Consider the following 18,322-nt stretch of genomic DNA (forward strand, 5'->3'; position numbering starts at 1 on the left):
TTGTTAACATCATTGCCCAATACTCACTATAATACAGCTAGTCGATGCCACATAAAACTCAACATATTTCTCGTGGAAATTACCTTGTGCTGCGAAAAGTAAGATATTATTCCTTGAATATTCCATAAAACTTCAAGGCATCTGCCCCTTCCGTAAATGATAATCTCAGCATATCTGCCGTTTTAGGATGATATGAGGACTGTTTTTCGGGGTCTTGGCAGGTGACAACAGACTCTTTTGCCACATATGCCAAAGATACCGGTCTCTTCAGCCTCGCGCTCATCTTCGGATTGGCCGGAGACGCGCTCGACGTCGATCGGGCGGCACGCGAGTATCTTTCGCCAGACTAGCTGAGCGGTTTCGACGATCTCATCCGCATCGCCCGCGCGAGCGGGTACAAGGCACGCCGGGGGCGATCGTCCATCAAACGCCTCTCGGCCCTCGCCCTGCCGGTCATCGCACGCGGACCTGACGGGCGGTTCTTCGTCATCGGACGCCGCACTGACACCGGCGTGTTCGTTGGCGAGGCTGGCGGCGGCCCCACCCCATGGACGCTCGCACAGCTGGCGTCCAACTGGACCGGTGAGGTCCTGTTTGCGGTCCGCCGTGCGCCCGCGAGTGCAGGCCCCACCCCGTTCGGGCTGGCGTGGTTCCTGCCGGCCGTGCGCCGCTTCAGGAACGTTCTGGCCGAGGTGCTCGTCGTCTCGGTGTTCATCCAGCTGCTGGCGCTGGTCGCCCCCCTGTTCACCCAGGTGGTGATCGACAAGGTCCTGGTTCATCGTGGCCTGACGACGTTGCAGGTCCTCGTAGTCGGTCTGCTCGCGGTGAACCTTGCCGAGGCCGCGCTCAGTTGGCTGCGCACCTACGTCTTCGCCCACACCACCAGCCGCATGGACGCGATCCTCGGCGCGCAGCTGTTTCGGCACCTCGTGGCGCTGCCCATCAGCTACTTCGAGAGCCGCCCGACCGGGCAGACGGTGGCGCGCGTACGCGAGCTGGAGAACGTGCGCAACTTCGTCACCTCGTCGGCGCTCACCCTGGTCATCGACGTGGTGTTCGGGCTGGCCTTCCTGGCGGTGATGGCGTGGTACTCGGCCACGCTCACCCTCGTGGTCGCAGCCTCGATCCCGATCTACGCGACGATCTCCCTCGCCCTGACGCCCGTCCTGAAGGCGCGGGTGCAGGAGAAGTTCCAGCGCGGGGCGGCCAACCAGTCCATGCTGGTGGAGAGCCTGGGCGGCATCCAGACCCTCAAGGCCATGGCGGTCGAGCCGCAGGTCCGTGCCCGCTACGAGGAGCAACTCGCCGGCTATATCGGTGCGGCCCTGCGCTGCGTGACCCTGGGCGCCGCGGGCTGCCAGCTCGTCGGGCTGACCGGCAAGGTGACGAGCGCGGCACTGCTGTGGTTCGGCGCACAGGCGGTGATCGGCGGGACGCTGACCATCAGCGAGTTCGTGGCCTTCAACATGCGGGCCGGGTAGATCAGCGGGCCGGTGCTGCGCCTCGCCCAGCTTTGGCAGGACTTCCAGCAGTTCCGGCTGTCCGTCGACCGGCTCGGCGACATCCTCAACACGCCGGTCGAACCCGGCTTTGACGGCGTCAAGCAGTGCCCGCCTCCGCTGCGGGGCCACATCCGCTTCGAGGGCGTGGGCTTCCGCTACCGGCCGGGCGGACCGGAGATCCTGCGCGGGCTCGACATCGAGATCCGACCCGGCGAGGTGGTGGGCATCGTCGGCCGCTCGGGCTCCGGCAAGTCGACGCTGACCAAGCTGCTGCAGCGCCCGTACCTGCCCGAGCGCGGGCGGCTTCTGGTCGACGGCATCGATGTCGGGCTGCTCGACCCGTCCGGGCTACGCCGGCAGATCGGGGTGGTGCTGCAGGAGAACGTGCTGTTCGCCCGCACCATCCGCGAGAACATCGCCCTGGCCGATCCGGGCGGATCACCGGCATTCGCCCCGGGCTGGGAAGCTCAGATGCGCCGGGTGATCAGCTCAGCACGCCCTGTGGGCATGTCATGCCGTATTTATGCGCAACCGGCGCGCGCTCTGTAAATGGAATACCCGTCCAATTTTCCCGAAGGTATTGGGATAAGGAACCTTTCGAAACTCTTCGACGCAGAACAATCTGTGTCTTCTTTAGGCAGGCGCCGCGCCCTACACGATGTCGGGCTGGCCGCGCCGGTGCTCGTGCCCCGCGATGACGCGGCGCAGGAGCCGGGTCAGGGTGTCCTGCTCCGCCGGGGTGAGGGCCTCGACGGTCAGGGCGTGCGCGGCCCGCGCCGCCGGCTCCATCGCGCTGTGGAGCGCGGCCCCCGCTTCGGTCAGCCGACAGACCTGCGCGCGGCGGTCGAGGGGCGAGGTCGAGCGGCTCACCAGGCCGCGCGCCGCGAGGCGTTTCAGGGCGCCGGTCGTCGTCGTCCGGTCGAGGGCGACCGCGCTCGCGAGGGTCGTCTGATCGGCCTCCGCCAGGTCCCGCAGCAGCGACAGCAGGCTGTACTGCAGCGGAGTGACGCGAAACGCGGCACAGCTTTCCGCGAAAAGGCTGACGTGGATCTGGTGCATGCGGCGGGCGAGGAAGCCCGGGCGCTCGCCCAGGGGCCAGTGCCGCGTGTCCGCCGCCCCGTTCGCCTTTGCCGACCCCGCCGCGAATCCGGCGTCCAGGCCCTCATCCATCGTCCGACTCCGCAGAACGGTTCCAGTCTTGGCACGCCGCGTGCAACGCCGGAATACGAAGCATGCTTCGCTTTTGGCAAGGGCGAGGCCGGCGCGCGCCGGCCGGGACCACGAGGTCGACATGGACAATCGCCGCTACGATCTGGTTCTGCGGGGCGGGCGGGTCATCTGCCCGGCCTCCGGCATCGACGGCATCCGCGACGTCGCGGTGCGGGACGGGCGCATCGCCGCCGTGGCGGAGGCGATCCTGCCCTCGGCCGCCGCCGAGGTCATCGACGTCACGGGCAAGCTCGTCCTGCCCGGCATGATCGACACCCACGCCCACGTCTACCAGTACGTCACCGGCCGGTTCGGCCTGAACCCCGACATGGTCGGCGTGCGCTCGGGCGTCACGACGGTGGTGGACCAGGGCGGCCCGTCCTGCATGACCCTGCCGGGCTTCCGCCACTTCATCGCCGAGCGGTCGCAGACGCAGGTGCTCGCCTTCCTGTCGGCCTACCTCGTCGGTGGCCTGGAGGGGCATTTCTACCCGAACCTCTACAGCCCGGACGGCGTCGATATCGACGCGACGGTGAAGTCGGCCACCGAGAACCGCGACCTCGTGCGCGGCATCAAGGGCCATGCCGAGATCGGCGGCTTCGCCCGCTGGGGCATCAAGGTGATGGAGATGGCCGCCGAGATCAGCCGGCGCGCCGACCTGCCGCTCTACGTGCATTTCGGCCAGCTCTGGGGCCTCCCGGAATCGGGGGCCAACGGCGAGGATGCCGACACCATCGTCGAGCGGGTGATCCCCCTGCTGCGGCCGGGCGACGTGCTGGCCCATCCCTTCACCCGCCACCCGGGCGGCTTCATCAACGAGCAGGGCGAGGTGCACCACATCATCCGCCGGGCCATGGAGGCCGGGCTGAAGGTCGATGTCGGCCACGGGAGCCACTTCTCCTACCGCGTGGCCCGCGCCTCGCTGCCGGCGGGCGTGATCCCCTACACGCTGGGCGCCGACATGCACGGCTACAACACCGAGGTCCCCGAGGTGAAGAAGCCCGCCGGCACCCCGGACGAGCACCACGACGACGAGAACCATCCCTTCCTCGGCCAGGCCCGCTTCAGCCTGACCCAGGCGATGAGCTCGATGATGGCGCTCGGCATCCCGCTGGAGAACGTGGTGCCGATGGTGACGTCGCATCCGGCCGAGATGCTGCGCATGGGCGACCGGATCGGCGCCCTCAAGATCGGATACGCGGCCGACGTCTCGGTGCTGCACGACGACCGCGGCCGCTTCCTGCTGCGCGACAACGAGGACACGCGGGTGATCGCCGACCGCCTGCTGCGCCCGGCCTTCTGCCTGCGCGCGGGGAAGCGATTCGAGGCCGACTCGCCGATCCTGCCCCAGGCGATCGCGGCCTGAGGTGGCGCCGATGCCCGCCATCGTCCTCGACGACCCGACACCGCCGGATCCGCGCCACCGCTGGGACAGCCTGGACGCGGCGGCCCGGGGCGCCTGCTACGACAACAACGCGGGCGTGCCCGACAGCGCCGCGCAGGTCGCCGCCCGCAACGCGGCCTCCGCGACCTACCGGGCCGCGCATCCGGACGGGCTCGACATCCCCTACGCCGCCGGAGCGCGCAGGGGCTTCGACCTCTACCCGGCGACGGAGACGGGGGCGCCCTGCCTCGTCTTCGTCCACGGCGGCTACTGGCAGCGCAACGCCCGGGCCGATTTCGCCTGCTTCGCTGAGGGCCTGAACGCGGCCGGCTGGTCCGTGGCGATGCCGGGCTACACGCTGGCACCCGAGGCGAGCCTCACCGGCATCGTCGCCGAGATCGGTGCCGCCCTCGACTGGCTCGCCGTGCACGGACCGGCGCGCGGGATCGGCGGCCCGACGATCCTTGCCGGCTGGTCCGCGGGGGCGCACCTCGCCGCTCTCCACCTCGGACATCCCGCCGTGTCCGCGGTCCTGGCGATCTCCGGCGTCTACGACCTCGCGCCGATCCGCGAGACCTACCTGAACGAGAAGCTCGGGCTGACCGAGGTCGAGATCGAGACGCTGTCGCCCCTGCGGCTGGCGGTCACGCCGAAGCCCATGACGATCGCCTACGGCAGCCGGGAGTTGCCCGCCCTCGTCCACGACGCACGCAACCTCCACGCCCTGCGCAGCGCCGCCCACGCGCCGGGCGCCCTGCTGCCTGTGCCGGGCGCCGACCACTTCTCGATCCTCGACGGATTCCGCCGGCCCGACGGCCTCCTGGTCCGGGCCGCGCAGGACCTTCTCGGAGGCGCCCGATGAGCCGCGAGGGCGTCGGGGCCTCCCTGCCCCGCAAGGAGGACGACCGCCTGATGCGCGGGCGCGGCCAGTATGTCGGCGACCTCCGGTTGCCGGGCCTGCAGGACGTCGCCTTCGTGCGCAGTCCGATGGCGCATGCCCGGATCCGCGCCATCCACGTGCCGGAAGCCTGCCGCGACCGCGTCTTCACCGCCGCGGACCTCGACGGGGTGCTGCCGATCCGGGCCGTCTCAGGGCTGCCCGGCTTCAAGGTCTCTGAGCAGCCGGTGCTCGCCACCGGCAAGGTCCGGCAGGTGGGCGAGTTGGTGGCGATGTGCGTCGCCCCGACCCGCGCGGAGGCCGAGGACATCGCCGCCTCCGTGGTGCTCGACCTGGAGGAATTGCCTGCAATCCACGACATGCTGGCCGCGCGCGAGCCGGGCTCCGCCCTCGTCCACGAGCACTGGGGCGACAACGTCTTCCTGGAGACCCTGGTCGACGTCGGCATCGAGAGTGCCCTCGACGCGCCGATCCGGGTCAGCCGCACCATCTCGACGGGGCGGCAATGCATGGCGCCGATCGAGGGCCGCGGCACCGTCGTGCAGCTCGATCACCGCCTCGACCAGCTCGTCGTCCACACCGCGAGCCAGATGCCGCACATCGTGCGCAACGGCCTCTCGGAGTGCCTCGGGATCGAGCAGGGCCGCATTCGCATCGTCTCGCCGGATGTCGGCGGCGGTTTCGGCTACAAGGCCATCCTGCTTGCCGAGGACGTGGCGCTGGCGTGGCTCGCGCTCCGCTGCGGCCACCCGGTCCGCTGGCTGGAGGACCGCCGCGAGCACCTGACCGCCAACGCCAATTGCCGTGAGCACCATTACCGCATCACCGCCTACGCGGAGCGGGACGGGACCCTGCGCGGCATCGACTGCGAGGCCACCGTCGATTCCGGCGCCTACTCGGCCTACCCGTTCTCGGCATGCCTGGAGGCCGCGCAGGTCGCCAGCATCCTGCCAGGGCCCTACGACTTTCCGGCCTATCGCTGCCGCACGTGGTCGGTGGCGACCAACAAGTGCCCGATCCTGCCGTACCGGGGGGTGGCGCGCACCGGCGTCTGCTTCGCCCTGGAGCTCGTCCTCGACGCCGTCGCCCGCGCGGCCGGGATCCCGCCCGAGGCGGTGCGCGAGAAGAACCTCGTGCGGCCCGAGCAGATGCCGTTCGACAACATCACGAAGAAGCACTTCGACAGCGGCGACTACCCGGAGGCCCTGGCCCGGGCGCTGATGGCCGTCGACGTGGAGGCGGTCCGCGCCCGCCAACGTCAGGGCGAGCCGGACGGGCGCCGGATCGGCCTCGGCCTCGCGATCTACTGCGAGCAGGCGGCGCACGGCACCTCGGTCTATTCCGGCTGGGGGATCCCGATGGTGCCCGGCCACGAGCAGGCCAGCGCCCGCCTGACCCCGGACGGCGGCCTGGAGCTGCGGATCGGCGCCCATTCCCACGGCCAGGGTCTGGAGACGACCCTCGCCCAGGTCGCCCACGAGATCCTGGGCGTGCCGGTGGCGCGCACCCGCCTCGTCCACGGCGACACGGCGATGACACCCTACTCCACCGGCTCCTGGGGCTCGCGCGTGATGGTGATGGCCGGCGGCGCGGTCGCGGCGGCCTGCGAGGAACTGCGCGCCCGCGCCGTGCGGATCGGCGCCCACCTGCTCCAGGCGCGGCCCGAGGAGTGCCGATTCGAGGGCGGCCACGTCGTCGGTCCCACCGGCGACGTCCCACTCGAGGCGATCGCCCGCACCTGGTACCGGCGCCCGCAGGATCTCGCGCCCGACACCGATCCGGGCGGGCTCGAAGTCACCGCCGGCTACAAGCCGGTGCGCGATTCCGGCACCTTCTCGTACGCGGCGCACGCGGCCGTGGTGGCGGTGGATCCCGAACTCGGGGCGGTGGAGATCCTCGACTACGTCATCGTCGAGGACGGCGGCACGCTGGTGAACCCGCTGGTCGTGGACGGCCAGATCTACGGCGGCCTCGCGCAAGGGATCGGCACGGCGCTTCTTGAGGAGATGCGCTTCGACGGCCGCGGCCAGCCGCTCGCCTCGACCTTCGCCGACTATCTCATGCCCGGCGCCGCCGACGTACCGATGGCGCGCATCGACCACATGGAGACGCCCTCGCCCTACACGCGCTTCGGCCAGAAGGGCATCGGCGAGGGCGGCGCCATCGCACCCCCTGCGGCGCTGGCCAACGCCGTCAACGACGCGCTGGCGCCGCTGGGCGTCGAGATGCTGCATTCCCCCGTCACCCCCCGACGCATCGTGGAGGCCGTGCTCGCCGCCCGCGCGCCCGCCGAGACCGCGCGGGAGGCCGCATGAAGCCCGCACCCTTCGCCTGGGAGCGGCCGGGCAGCCTCGCCGCGCTCTTGGACCGCCTCGCACAGGCCACCTGCAACGTGAAGCTGATCGCGGGAGGGCAGTCCCTCGGGCCGATGCTGAACCTGCGCCTCGTCGAGCCGGATCTCATCCTCGACATCACCGGCATCCCCGAGCTCCGCGAAGCCCGGGTCGAGGGCGACACGCTCGTCCTCGGGGCCTGCGTGACCCATGCCGACATCGAGGACGGGCGCGTTGCCGACGTCACCGGCGGCGCCCTGCAGCGGGTGGCGTCAGCGATCGCCTACCGGCCGGTGCGCAACCGCGGCACGGTCGGCGGCAGCCTCGTCCACGCCGATCCGGCCGCCGACTGGGTCAGCGCCCTGACGGCCCTCGGTGCCGAGGTCGAGATCGCGGGCCGGAACGGCCGCCGCACCCTGCCGGTGGAGCGCTTCGTCACCGGCGCCCTCGAAGTGGCGCTCGGCGCGGGCGAGATCCTCGTCGCCGTGCGCGTGCCGGCGCTGCCGGCGGGCGCCGCCTGGGGCTACGTCAAGCACTGTGCGAAGATCGGCGAGTTCGCCCATGCCATCGGAGCCGTGCGCCTCGAACCGGGCGCGGGCCTGGGCCGGGCCGTGATCGGCGCGGTCGAGGGGCCGCCCGTGCTCCTGGCCGATGCGCGCCCGCTCTTCGGCGGCCGCATCGGCGCCGACTTCGCCGCGCGCTTCGATCCCCGGGTCGCGGATCAGGCCCTGCGGGAGGCCGGCATGGCCGACGCGGTCGAGCGGCACATCCACGTCACCGTCCTCGCCCGCGCGGTGGCGGCGGCCGGGCCCGTTCCCCACGCCAAGCCCCTTCCGGAGGCCGCATGAGCGCCGCGCTGGCCGAACCCGGGGCGTCCCGCATGGCCCTCGCGCTGACGGTGAACGGCCGCGCCGTCCGGGTCGCGGCCGAGCCACGCAGCCATCTCGGCGACGTGCTGCGCGACGGGCTCGACCTCACCGGCACGCATCTGGGCTGCGAGCACGGCATCTGCGGCGCCTGCACGGTGCTGCTCGACGGCGAGCCCGCCCGCGCCTGCCTGACCTTCGCGGGCGCCTGCGCGGGCGCCGCCGTCACCACGATCGAGGGCCTCGACACGGACGCGATCGCGGGCGAGCTGCGGGCCGCCTTCAACCGCGAGCATGCGCTCCAGTGTGGCTACTGCACGCCCGGGATGCTTGTGGCCGCCCGCGATCTGGTCCTGCGGCTGCCCGAGGCCGACGAGCGGCGGATCCGCGTCGGCCTGTCGGGCAATCTCTGCCGCTGCACCGGCTATGCCGGCATCGTCCGGGCCGTGATGGCGGTGATCGCGGACCGGCGCGGGCGCGGAATCCTCCCGGAGACCGGCGCGGCGCGCGCCCTCGGCCCGGTCGGCGCGCGGGTCGGCGAGGCGATGGTCGCGCCCCTGACTCCGCCGGCCAAGCCCCTCGCCCCGGTCGCGCCCGCCGCGGTGGCGGATCTGTCCGACACCTTTGAGCCGGCTCACAGCTTCACGCAGGCGGTCGACCTCGCGCATCCGCCGGAGGCCGTCTTCGCGCTGCTGGGCGATATCGACGCGGTCGCCGCCTGCCTGCCCGGCGCGGTCCTGACGGCGCGGCCCGCGCCTGACGCCGTGGAGGGCGGCCTGCAGGCGCGGATCGGACCGATCGCCGTGACGTTCCGCGGTCGCGCCCGCCTCACGCGGCAGGAGGCGGCGCGGACCGGCTCGGTCCACGGCGCCGGAACCGACTCCGGCGGCCGCTCGGCCACCGAGGGCCGGATCCGCTACCGGGTCGAGGCTGGACCGGCGCCGGGCACCGCCCGGGTCGCACTCGACGTCGGCTACACCCTGACCGGGCCACTCGCCCAGTTCGGCCGCCCCGGCCTCGTGCGCGACCTCGCCGGCCGCATCGCGGCGGAGTTCGCCCGCAACCTCGATGCCCGGCTCTCGGGCGTCGCGGCCCCGGCCCCCGCCGGCCTCAACCCGCTCCGCCTGCTCCTCGGCCTCGCCCGCGCGCGCCTCGCGGCGTGGTTCGGCCGCGCCTGATCCCACCCCGCCTGAACGCACCGGAGACACGCGAATGCCCAGCAGGTTCACCCTCACGACCGCGATCCTGCTGGCGCTGACGGCGACGGGCGCCCGGGCGGACGCGATCCGCATCGGCGTCAACGAGCCCCTGACCGGGCCGTTCGCGGCCTCGGGCACCTACGTGGTGAACGGCGCCAAGATCGCCGCCGACGAGATCAACGCCAAGGGCGGCGTCCTCGGCAAGACGCTGGAACTCGTGATCGAAGACAACAAGAGCAACCCGACCGAGGCCGCCGCGGTCGCCGAGAAGCTGATCACCAGCGACAAGACCCCGGTGATGATGGGCGCCTGGGGCTCCAGCCTGACGCTCGCCGTGATGCCCAAGCTCGCGGATTACGAGACGCCGATGCTGGTCGAGACCTCCTCGTCCGGCAAGATCACGACCTCCGGCAACCCTTACGTGTTCCGGATCTCGCCGCCCTCGTCGCTGGAGGCCGAGACCTTCGCGCCGATGGTCGGCCGCCTCGGGCTGAAGAAGGTCGATTTCCTCGTCCTCAACAACGATTTCGGCCGCGGCGCAGCGACCGATTTCGGTAAGATGCTCAAGGACAAGGGCGTCGCGGTCGGCCTCGTCGAGACCATTGACCAGGGCGCGCAGGACATGAGCGCGCAGCTCGCCAAGCTGAAGGCCTCGGATTCTGACACGATCATGATCACGAGCTCCGTCGATCAGCTCGTGCTGCTGTTCAAGCAGATGGCGGCGCTCGGCCTGAAGAAGCGGGTTATCACCACCGGCGGATCGCAGAACCCGGACCAGATCATCGCCCAGGCCGGCGCGGCCGCCGACGGCACGATGCACCTCACGACGTTCCTGCCCTGGTCGCCCGACAGGACGCCGGACCCGAAGGCCACGGAGGCCTTCATCGCCGCGTGGAAGAAGCGCGGCTTCGACTTCGCCGGCGTGACCGAGAGCTTCCGCGGCTACGACGGCATCCGCGCGATCGCCCACGCCATCGAGAAGGCGGGCTCGGCCGATCCGGCCGCGATCACCAAGGCCTTCTGGTCGGTCGACTTCGTCGGGCTCAACGGTCCGATCCGCTTCGCCAAGGCCGGCCCCGCCGGGAAGGAGAGCGGGCAGAGCAAGCCCGACGTCTACCTCATCGAGATCAAGGACGGGAAGGTAATCGTGCCGGCACTGTAGGGCTGCCGCCGCGCGCCGTCCCTCCCCCCTCGGCGGGGGCTTACAGAATCACACATCGGGTTCGGCCACGCGGTTTCAGGACCGAGCGCGGGTCCCCTCTCCCGAGCGGGAGAGGGATAGGGTGAGGGACGAGAGCTTTCAGAACGAGGCGCGTCCTGTCGCGCATCGATCGCGCTCTCGATCCGAAGAGTTCTCATCCCTCAACCCCAACCCTCTCCCGCACGGGAGAGGGGGCCTGTCGCGCTCTGCGGCCCGCGGCGGTGCAAAACGAAGATGTGTGACCATCGTCGCTGCGGGAGAGGGAGACGCGCGGTGCCGGCTCCCGAATTGGCAACCCGCGTGTCCCCGCACGCAGCGAGGCGCCGGTCGTCCGGCACGCAACCTGCCAGGAGAAGCCCATGAACGAACTGGTCCAGCACCTCGTCAACGCGCTCATCCTCGGCGGTACATACGCGCTGTTGGGGATCGGCCTGACGCTGATCTTCGGGATCATGAACGTCGTGAACTTCACCCACGGCGCGCTCTACACCGTCGGCGCCTACGTTATGTACCTCGCGGTCGCGGCGCTGGGGCTGAACTTCTTCCTGGCGCTGCCGGTGGCGATTCTCGGCGGCCTCCTGCTCGGGGCCGCGATCGAGCTGGTGCTGCTGCGGCCGTTCCGGGGCTCGGACATCGACACCACCATGCTGGTGATGATCGGCGCCGGGATCATCCTGCAATCGGGCACGCTCTGGATCTTCGGCGGCGTCGCCAAGGCGATCCCCGCGCCCTTCCCGGAGGCGCCGCTGGAGATCGGCCCGGTCTCGGTGTCGTGGCTGCGGCTGTTCGTGCTCGGCGCGGCGTTGACCCTGATCGCCCTGACCTATGCGCTGATCAACCGGACCAAGCTCGGGCTCGCCATGCGCGCCGCCTTCCAGGATTCCGACACGGCGGCGCTGATGGGCGTCGACGTCCGCCGGATCTACACCGCGACCTTCGCGCTGGGCTCGTCGCTGGCGGCGGCCGCCGGCGCGCTCCTCGGTCCCGTCTACGTGGTGTTCCCGCAGATGGGCGGCCTCGCCGAGCTGAAGGCCTTCGCCATCGTCATCCTGGGCGGGCTCGGTAACGTCACCGGCGCGGCGATCGGCGGCTTCATCCTGGCGCTCGCCGAGGAACTGGGGGCCGGCTACGTCTCCTCCGGCTACCGGGACGCGATGGGCTTCCTGATCATCATCGCAGTCCTGCTCTACAGGCCGACCGGGCTGTTCGCGAAGGCGGAGCGCATCGGATGACCCGGCTTCTCCCCCTCGCCCTGCTCGCCGGCCTCGTCGCCCTGCCCCTGGGTCTCGGCGCCAACCCCTACCTCCTCAACGCGCTGATCGTGACGGGCATCCTGACGATCGGCGCCATGAGCCTGAACCTGCTCCTCGGCTTTACCGGGCAGCTCAGCCTCGGCCACATCGCGTTCTTCGGCATCGGCGCCTATGTCAGCGCGCTGACGAGCCTCGGCTTCGACGTCGATCTCGGGTTCGGCATCCGCGCGGTCCACGAGCCGTGGCCGGCAGCGGTCGGGTTCCTGCTGGCGACGGTCGCGGCGGGCGGCTGCGGCTACCTGATCGGGCGGCTCTCCTTCCGGGTGCGGGGCGCCTATTTCGTCATCGTGACGATCTCCTTCGCCGAGGTCGTACGGCTCGTGGCTCTCAACTGGGTCGAGCTGACGCAGGGACCGCTGGCGCTGACCAACATCCCGGCCATCACCCTCGGTCTACCGGGCCTCGGGATGTGGACCCTGAAGACCAAGCTCCAGAACTACTACCTCGTGCTGGCCGTCGGCACGCTGTGCTGGCTGATCATCGCCCGCCTGGTCGGCGGGCGCTTCGGCCGGGCGATGCGGGGCCTGAAGGAGAACGAGTCCCTGGCGCTCTCGGTGGGCATCAACGCCACCCGCACGCTGACCGTCGCGGCCGTGATTTCGGCGGCGATGGCCGGCGCGGCCGGCAGCCTCTACGCGCATTACCTGCGGATCATCGATCCCGACGTGTTCCTGTTCGCCACCACGGTCACCATGGTCATCATGGTGGTGGCGGGCGGCAAGGGCAGCCTGATGGGCCCGGTCGTCGGCGGCCTGATCTTCGGTCTGCTGCCGGTGGCGCTCCGCCCGGTCATGGCGCCGGAGGCGCAGTGGATCGTCTACGGCCTCGTGCTGATCGTGATCCTGTTCGTGATGCCGCGAGGCATCGTGCCGGGTCTCTCGGCCCTGCTCGGCCGCCGGCAGGTCCGGTCGATCCCGGTCCTCGAAGCCAACCCGGCGGTGCAGCGATGAGCGCGATCCTCTCGGTCGAGCATGTCGGCGTCCGCTTCGGCGGCCTCGTCGCCATCGCCGACCTGCATTTCGACGTCCAGGCCGGCGAGATCGTCAGCCTGATCGGCCCGAACGGGGCTGGCAAGACCACGGCCTTCAACGTGATGACGGGCTTCCTCAAGCCCAGCCAGGGCGATGTCCGCTTCCGCGGCACGTCGCTGAAGGGCCTGCCGCCGCACGCGATCACGCGGCTCGGACTCGCCCGCACCTTCCAGCGCACCAGCGTCTTCCCGGACGACACGGTGTTCGACAACGTGATGATCGGCCTGCACCAGATGGGCGCCGCCGCGGGCCGCGCGCCCGTTCTCGACGCGCTCCTCGGCCGCGCGGGGGCCGGCGAGAGGCAGCTGCGCGCCCGCGCCGCGGCGCTGCTCGACTGGGTCGGGCTCGCCGGCCGGGCGCAGGAGAAGGCCGGCGCCCTAGCCTACGGCGAGCAGCGCCTCGTCGGCGTGGCGCTGGCGCTCGCCACCGAGCCCGCCATGCTGCTCCTCGACGAGCCGGTCTCGGGGATGAACGCCTCCGAGACGCGGGTCTTCGTGCGCCTGATCCGGCAGATCCGGGAGCGCGGCGTCACCATCCTGCTCGTCGAGCACGACATGCCGATGGTGATGGAGGTCTCCGACCGCATCGTCGTCCTCAATTACGGCCGCCTGATCGCCGAGGGGCCGCCGGACCGGATCCGCAGCGATCCGGCGGTGATCGAGGCCTATCTCGGCCAGGGCAGCGCGGCCCGGCAGGCCGCCGCTGCCGCGCAGGAGGCGGTCCATGCTTGAGATCCGCGACCTCGTCTGCGGCTACGGCCACGTCACGGCGCTGAAAGGGCTGACGATCGACGTGCGCGAGGGCCAACTCGTGGCCCTCGTCGGTGCGAACGGGGCCGGCAAGTCCACGACGCTCCGGGCGATCTCCGGCCTCGTCGCGCCGCGCTCCGGCGCGATCCGGTTCGCCGGCCGGGACATCGCGGGGGCGGAGCCCCGCCGGATCCTGGCGGCAGGCATCGCCCATTGCCCGGAGGGCCGGCGCGTCTTCCCGCAGATGACGGTCGCCGAGAACCTCGCCATGGGCGCCTATCTCCGCCGCGACCGGGCGGCGGTCGCGGCGGATCTGACGCGCATCTACGGGGAGTTTCCGCGCCTCGCGGAGCGCCGCGACCAGGCGGCCGGCACGCTGTCGGGCGGCGAGCAGCAGATGCTGGCGATCGGCCGCGCGCTGATGGGGCGCCCGAAGCTCGTGCTGTTCGACGAGCCTTCCCTGGGGCTCGCCCCCAACATCGTCGAGCGGATGTTCTCGGTGATCGGGGCGATCCGCGATGCCGGCACGACCGTGCTGCTCGTCGAGCAGAATGCGTTCGCGGCCCTAGAACTCTGCGATTACGCCTACCTGCTCGAAACCGGCCGCATCGTCCTCGCGGGGCGCGGGCAGGACCTCATCGCCGATCCCCACGTGCGGGACGCCTATCTCGGTGGCTGAGACGGACGGGCCAGAGCGGATTTGCCTCGGCCCGCACGACCTTCTCGCCGGGCGGAACTCGGTGGCGATCACCGTCCGAGGATACCATCTGCTTCTCGTGCGCGATGGCGAGCGGATCGTAGCCGCCGAGCGGGCCTGCCCGCACGAGGGGGCAGACTTGTCTCTCGGCCAGTGCGTCGGTGGACGGCTGCTCTGCCCCAGGCATCTCGCCTCTTTCGATCTCCGAGATGGCTCCGTCTCACCGGGCTGGTCGTTTCGTGCCCTTCGCCTGTTCGAGATCGAGTCGGCTTCGGACGGGCTATGGCTCAGGATGAAATGATGTGTCTCGGGCCGTCCTGACGCTGCACGGCGTTCCCGCGGTGCAGGCGCCTCAGCGCGGCAGCCATGCCGTCCAGCCGCTCTGCGGGTGCCGCGTCCATCTCGCGATCACGCCGGCCGTCGATCCCGTTGCGCACGGTCGGGAGCCTGACGCCGAGATCGGCGGCCGCCGCGCGGCGAGACCGCCTACTCGTCTGAGCAAGACGGGCCGCCGCGGGACCAGACCCAAGTGTGGACGGCCTCCGCGTTCACGGAAAGCGCTCTCCGTGTCTTCGAGGTGAGTCCACAGTTCAGTTGCAGACCGCCCTCGGAATGGTGAACCGGGGTCGGGGCAGGCGTCGTGCCGGGCGCGGCGACCGTCAGCGGCGCAGACCGGCGCGACCCGTGCCGCCCGGGCGCGTCCGGCTGGCCACGATGAGCCGTCTGCGGCGGTGATCGCGAAGACTGCACGCGTTCACGGCAACTGCACGTGCGGAGACGCCTGCCTGCCCTTCCAGCGCCAGGCGCGCGCGACGCGCCATACAGCCAGCGTGAAGATCGCCTCGCCTGCGAGAACGCCGACCATCGAGTACAGCGGCCCCACCGCCCAGACCATGACAACGACGAGGATGATTGAGATCACCGACGAGTAGACGCTTGAGAAAGCGAGCACCCGGAACTGCCCTGCGGCTTGCAGCAAGATGCTTTCCGGGGTGCGGACAAGGCGGAGGCCCATGATCGCCAACCAGAGGACAAATGCCTTCTGAACATAAAGCAGATCGTAGTCTTTCGAAAACAGAAGCGAGGGCGCGAAATAGGCGACAATGACGCCGAGACCCAAGGTTGCGAACCAGCCGCTCATGAGAATGAATCGAAACAGGGACAGCGTGCGATCGACGTCGCTCCATCGCTGTTGGGCGACGAGCCTTGCGAGACGCGGTCTCTCGAATTCTCCGAGGGCGTTCATAAGGATGATGGCCGGCCGGATCAGGAGTGCGCTCGCCGCGAGCGCCGCAAAGGCGACGGCACCCGAGATCAGGGTCACGAAATAAGCATGTGCGTTGCCGGTGGCCTCCGTCGTGACCAGTCCGAGCAGCGACCAGCTCGAATGCTCTTTCCAGACGGCACCATAGCGCGACAATTCTTCGAGGCGTGGCAATCGAAGGTGTTCCGCGAGATGGCGAGGCCCGAACGCCAGCAGGCCGCCGGCGGCACTGAGCATCAGAAATCCGTAAGCGAAGAGGGGGGAAGCGCTGCCCTGCCACGCGATCAACCCGATGCCGACGCCGAGGACGACGCCGGATACAATATCGGACAGGGTGGCACGTTGCGGCAGGCCGATTGCATACGCGTAGGCGCGACCGAACCAGCGCAGCATTGTCAGGCTTGCAAATCCTCCGAATAGGGCTGAAGGTAGTATTTCAATCCCGAAAGCAGCACTGAGCGCGGTAATCACCACAAAAACTAATAGTCCGATAATAATATTCACACCAAACAAACACTCGACAGTAGCGGCATCGCGTGTGTTACTGGCTCTCGCCATCACGACGGGAAGGGGAGCACACAGAAAGGCGCCGGAAAAGCTCATCAGAAATTGTGATGTCACCATAAGGAACGAAAAAGTGCCAAAGTCCTTCGGGCTCATCAGATGGACAAGAACGACTGACAGAACGAATTGTGTCGCTGACAGCACCAATGGGCCGGACACGGCAAGCATGTAGGGCGCGATGATTTGCACGGCCTGTGCAACGGCGATCTTCATGGAAAGATTTCGTTTCCAAACGAGCATTCCAGCACCAATTCAAATATAAACGTCTCGCCTCGAAGGGCGAATAAAGAGCGTTGTTGCAATTCAGGCACGAATCCTGCTAAGGTCACGATATCCTTTAGCACTAGCGATTAAGCGCCGACTTTTGAATGAACGCCCAATCGCAGAAAATATCAAGTCCTTAAAATGGAGTAACGCTCGCAGTAATTTGTGCGTTTTTTAGTTTCGCCGTTAAATCCGCGGCTCGAATATAAATAGAGCGCACGCCAGCAGGATGTCGTTTATGCTGCACGATCAAGACATGAAGCCTTCGATAGGCACGGTGTTGCGATGCATGTGGAAACATAAGGCATTGATGATCCTGGCGGTGGGCGCCGGTATTGCCCTGTTTTTATCTGCTTATTTGTTGATCGCACCGGTCTATGAAGCGTCTACATCGCTTCTTGTCAGTCAAGCTTCGGAGAATATTTCCGATGGCAGCCGGAAGCAGCTTGAGTTGATCACCTCTCAAGCTCGAATCGCGGAAAGCGAGGATGTCGTGCGCGGCGCAATCAATCGCGTCGGGCTCGATAAATTCAAAGGCGTCGGCCAATCCCGCCTTCCCGGATTGGGAGGATGGCTGAGGCAGATCGTCCATGGCCGGCGTGACACAGAGGGGGTAGTCCCGGAGCACGCTGGGGATAAGGACTCCGGCATCTCCGATATCGATCTGGTCGCTTCCGTCTTGAGCCGACGCCTCACGGTGCGGACTGAACCCAATTCCGAGGTCCTGAAAATCTCGTTTCAATACACGGATCCACGTCTGACGGCGGCGTTCGTGAACGCCGTCGCCGAATCGTTCATCGAGCGCCAGATCCGTCTCGCCGATACGCCGGGCGCAATCGATTTCTTTCGCGAGCAGAAAAAGCGATTCAACGAAGAAGTGGAGATGCGCTCGCGACTGTTGGAGCATTTCTCCCGCCGGGAACGAATGTACTCCGTGGAGGATGAGCGAAGCCTGCTTTTGCATCGGGCCAGCGACATTGCGGCGGCTCTGACGGCAACGCGCAGCTCGCTGGTCGATAAACAGGGTCAAAAGGGGGCGCTTGTCGCACAGCTGCGACTTCTCAAGCCGGTGACACAATCTCCGTTCGTGTCGAATCTGGTCGAAAATCTCGGCAGTGACGAGAAAGGTCGGTCGCCGTCACGCGGCCCTTCAGAGAACACGGCCGGCGCGGGCGACCCGCCTTTGTTGATGGTGCGCGTCTATCAGGACTCAATGGTCGCGCTGCTGAAGGTCAATTCCGAGATCGCCGGCCTTCTCGATCTCGTCAAGCAGCAGGAGCAGGAGATCAGCACCGTCAACCGAGACCTGACGACGCTTGTGAGCAAACAAACCGAATTCGAGAGGCTGAAACGCGACGTCGCCCAGGCGACCTTGAATGCTGAACTCTACGCGAAGCGGACCACCGAGGAGCAAATCAATGCCGATCTCAGATCGGCAAAGCTGACGAACATCCGTGTGATTCAGTCGGCGACGACTCCGCTCCGAGCCGTGTTTCCCAACGGGGCTCAATTCCTCGGGCTCGGCGTCGTGTTCGGTCTGATCCTGGGTGCATCGGCGTCCCTGATGCTCGAAATGTACGGCCCGCGACCGGTGTCCGACGCGACGGCCCCGGACGCGCCGGCCGCTCCAGGTCGATTCACCGCCGCACACGCCTCGACACCCGGCGCGCAGGCCAATGAGCTTCTCCGGAAGGCGTCGGCCTATTTCGCGATGGCCGACCTCAAGCGCCGCGCACGGACGCAGTCAGGATCTTAGCCCGTCTTATTCACGAGGGCAGTGGATCTGTGGTGGCGAGCGTAGCGTAAAGCATTGATGTGGCTTAGGGATTGGGTGCTGACGCCAAGTCC

The 18,322-nt window shown here is 68.6% G+C and carries 16 protein-coding genes and 1 pseudogene; 14 read left to right on the top strand and 3 right to left on the bottom strand.

The features are described from left to right. The first annotated feature begins 371 nt into the window (after window positions 1–371). Together BM396_RS33225 and BM396_RS33230 are read left to right on the top strand one after the other, a co-directional pair. Window positions 372–1,481 (top strand): ABC transporter transmembrane domain-containing protein, encoded by a 1,110-nt coding sequence (locus BM396_RS33225; RefSeq protein ID WP_280142387.1) that lies wholly within the window; start codon window positions 372–374, stop codon window positions 1,479–1,481. A 12-nt stretch (window positions 1,482–1,493) separates the two neighbouring features. Further along, window positions 1,494–2,051, top strand: a complete 558-nt coding sequence (locus BM396_RS33230; protein WP_051976275.1) for an ATP-binding cassette domain-containing protein — start codon at window positions 1,494–1,496, stop codon at window positions 2,049–2,051. A gap of 102 nt (window positions 2,052–2,153) precedes the next feature. Here BM396_RS33230 and BM396_RS05295 read toward each other — a convergent pair whose 3' ends face one another. Beyond that, entirely contained in the window at window positions 2,154–2,672 is a 519-nt protein-coding gene (locus BM396_RS05295) for a MarR family winged helix-turn-helix transcriptional regulator (RefSeq protein ID WP_043387770.1), read from the bottom strand. Window positions 2,673–2,793: 121 nt separating this feature from the next. On the opposite strand from BM396_RS05295, the gene BM396_RS05300 reads away from it, so the two are divergent. The 11 genes from BM396_RS05300 (at window position 2,794) to BM396_RS05350 (ending at window position 14,683) form a co-directional block, all read left to right on the top strand. Next, entirely contained in the window at window positions 2,794–4,077 is a 1,284-nt protein-coding gene (locus BM396_RS05300) for an amidohydrolase/deacetylase family metallohydrolase (RefSeq protein ID WP_043387769.1), read from the top strand. 10 nt (window positions 4,078–4,087) lie between these two features. Next, the gene (locus BM396_RS05305; RefSeq protein ID WP_043387772.1) at window positions 4,088–4,957 is read left to right on the top strand and encodes an alpha/beta hydrolase; all 870 of its coding nucleotides are present in this window, start codon (window positions 4,088–4,090) and stop codon (window positions 4,955–4,957) included. Then, window positions 4,954–7,308, top strand: a complete 2,355-nt coding sequence (locus tag BM396_RS05310) for a xanthine dehydrogenase family protein molybdopterin-binding subunit (RefSeq protein ID WP_043387768.1) — start codon at window positions 4,954–4,956, stop codon at window positions 7,306–7,308. The genes BM396_RS05305 and BM396_RS05310 overlap by 4 nt, the downstream gene beginning before the upstream one ends. Continuing rightward, window positions 7,305–8,174, top strand: coding sequence for an FAD binding domain-containing protein (locus tag BM396_RS05315; protein WP_043387767.1), 870 nt, complete (start codon window positions 7,305–7,307; stop codon window positions 8,172–8,174). The genes BM396_RS05310 and BM396_RS05315 overlap by 4 nt, the downstream gene beginning before the upstream one ends. Continuing rightward, the gene (locus BM396_RS05320; protein ID WP_043387765.1) at window positions 8,171–9,370 is read left to right on the top strand and encodes a xanthine dehydrogenase family Fe-S subunit; all 1,200 of its coding nucleotides are present in this window, start codon (window positions 8,171–8,173) and stop codon (window positions 9,368–9,370) included. The genes BM396_RS05315 and BM396_RS05320 overlap by 4 nt, the downstream gene beginning before the upstream one ends. 34 nt (window positions 9,371–9,404) lie before the next feature. Next, window positions 9,405–10,553: an ABC transporter substrate-binding protein gene (locus tag BM396_RS05325; RefSeq protein WP_043387763.1), complete on the top strand. Its 1,149-nt coding sequence runs from the start codon at window positions 9,405–9,407 to the stop codon at window positions 10,551–10,553. A 398-nt stretch (window positions 10,554–10,951) separates the two neighbouring features. Then, entirely contained in the window at window positions 10,952–11,824 is an 873-nt protein-coding gene (locus BM396_RS05330) for a branched-chain amino acid ABC transporter permease (protein ID WP_043387761.1), read from the top strand. Beyond that, window positions 11,821–12,855, top strand: coding sequence for a branched-chain amino acid ABC transporter permease (locus BM396_RS05335; protein WP_043387759.1), 1,035 nt, complete (start codon window positions 11,821–11,823; stop codon window positions 12,853–12,855). The genes BM396_RS05330 and BM396_RS05335 overlap by 4 nt, the downstream gene beginning before the upstream one ends. Then, complete coding sequence (locus tag BM396_RS05340) at window positions 12,852–13,667, top strand: ABC transporter ATP-binding protein (protein WP_043347347.1); 816 nt, start codon at window positions 12,852–12,854, stop codon at window positions 13,665–13,667. The genes BM396_RS05335 and BM396_RS05340 overlap by 4 nt, the downstream gene beginning before the upstream one ends. Beyond that, complete coding sequence (locus tag BM396_RS05345) at window positions 13,660–14,364, top strand: ABC transporter ATP-binding protein (protein WP_043387758.1); 705 nt, start codon at window positions 13,660–13,662, stop codon at window positions 14,362–14,364. The genes BM396_RS05340 and BM396_RS05345 overlap by 8 nt, the downstream gene beginning before the upstream one ends. Beyond that, window positions 14,357–14,683 (top strand): Rieske (2Fe-2S) protein, encoded by a 327-nt coding sequence (locus BM396_RS05350; RefSeq protein WP_081948780.1) that lies wholly within the window; start codon window positions 14,357–14,359, stop codon window positions 14,681–14,683. Before BM396_RS05345 ends, BM396_RS05350 begins: the two co-directional genes overlap by 8 nt. Before the next feature lie 13 nt (window positions 14,684–14,696). On the opposite strand, the pseudogene BM396_RS33235 reads toward BM396_RS05350, so the two are convergent. Then, window positions 14,697–14,894 (bottom strand): annotated as a pseudogene (locus BM396_RS33235) (IS3 family transposase); the annotation flags it as partial. Between the two features lie 242 nt (window positions 14,895–15,136). Continuing rightward, window positions 15,137–16,423: an MATE family efflux transporter gene (locus tag BM396_RS05355; protein WP_139239459.1), complete on the bottom strand. Its 1,287-nt coding sequence runs from the start codon at window positions 16,421–16,423 to the stop codon at window positions 15,137–15,139. Between the two features lie 289 nt (window positions 16,424–16,712). Between BM396_RS05355 and BM396_RS05360 the strand changes: the two genes are divergently transcribed. Continuing rightward, entirely contained in the window at window positions 16,713–18,230 is a 1,518-nt protein-coding gene (locus BM396_RS05360; protein WP_158713308.1) for a GumC family protein, read from the top strand. The last annotated feature ends 92 nt before the right edge of the window (window positions 18,231–18,322 follow it).

Source organism: Methylobacterium sp. UNCCL125, assembly GCF_900116795.1.
Taxonomy (GTDB): domain Bacteria; phylum Pseudomonadota; class Alphaproteobacteria; order Rhizobiales; family Beijerinckiaceae; genus Methylobacterium; species Methylobacterium fujisawaense.

Bases quoted from the DNA above. Each gene is read 5' to 3' on its own strand.
- BM396_RS05295 (WP_043387770.1), bottom strand. From the start codon at position 2,672: ATGGATGAGGGCCTGGACGCCGGATTCGCGGCGGGGTCGGCAAAGGCG.
- BM396_RS05300 (WP_043387769.1), top strand. From the start codon at position 2,794: ATGGACAATCGCCGCTACGATCTGGTTCTGCGGGGCGGGCGGGTCATC.
- BM396_RS05305 (WP_043387772.1), top strand. From the start codon at position 4,088: ATGCCCGCCATCGTCCTCGACGACCCGACACCGCCGGATCCGCGCCAC.
- BM396_RS05310 (WP_043387768.1), top strand. From the start codon at position 4,954: ATGAGCCGCGAGGGCGTCGGGGCCTCCCTGCCCCGCAAGGAGGACGAC.
- BM396_RS05315 (WP_043387767.1), top strand. From the start codon at position 7,305: ATGAAGCCCGCACCCTTCGCCTGGGAGCGGCCGGGCAGCCTCGCCGCG.
- BM396_RS05320 (WP_043387765.1), top strand. From the start codon at position 8,171: ATGAGCGCCGCGCTGGCCGAACCCGGGGCGTCCCGCATGGCCCTCGCG.
- BM396_RS05325 (WP_043387763.1), top strand. From the start codon at position 9,405: ATGCCCAGCAGGTTCACCCTCACGACCGCGATCCTGCTGGCGCTGACG.
- BM396_RS05330 (WP_043387761.1), top strand. From the start codon at position 10,952: ATGAACGAACTGGTCCAGCACCTCGTCAACGCGCTCATCCTCGGCGGT.
- BM396_RS05335 (WP_043387759.1), top strand. From the start codon at position 11,821: ATGACCCGGCTTCTCCCCCTCGCCCTGCTCGCCGGCCTCGTCGCCCTG.
- BM396_RS05340 (WP_043347347.1), top strand. From the start codon at position 12,852: ATGAGCGCGATCCTCTCGGTCGAGCATGTCGGCGTCCGCTTCGGCGGC.
- BM396_RS05345 (WP_043387758.1), top strand. From the start codon at position 13,660: ATGCTTGAGATCCGCGACCTCGTCTGCGGCTACGGCCACGTCACGGCG.
- BM396_RS05355 (WP_139239459.1), bottom strand. From the start codon at position 16,423: ATGAAGATCGCCGTTGCACAGGCCGTGCAAATCATCGCGCCCTACATG.
- BM396_RS05360 (WP_158713308.1), top strand. From the start codon at position 16,713: ATGCTGCACGATCAAGACATGAAGCCTTCGATAGGCACGGTGTTGCGA.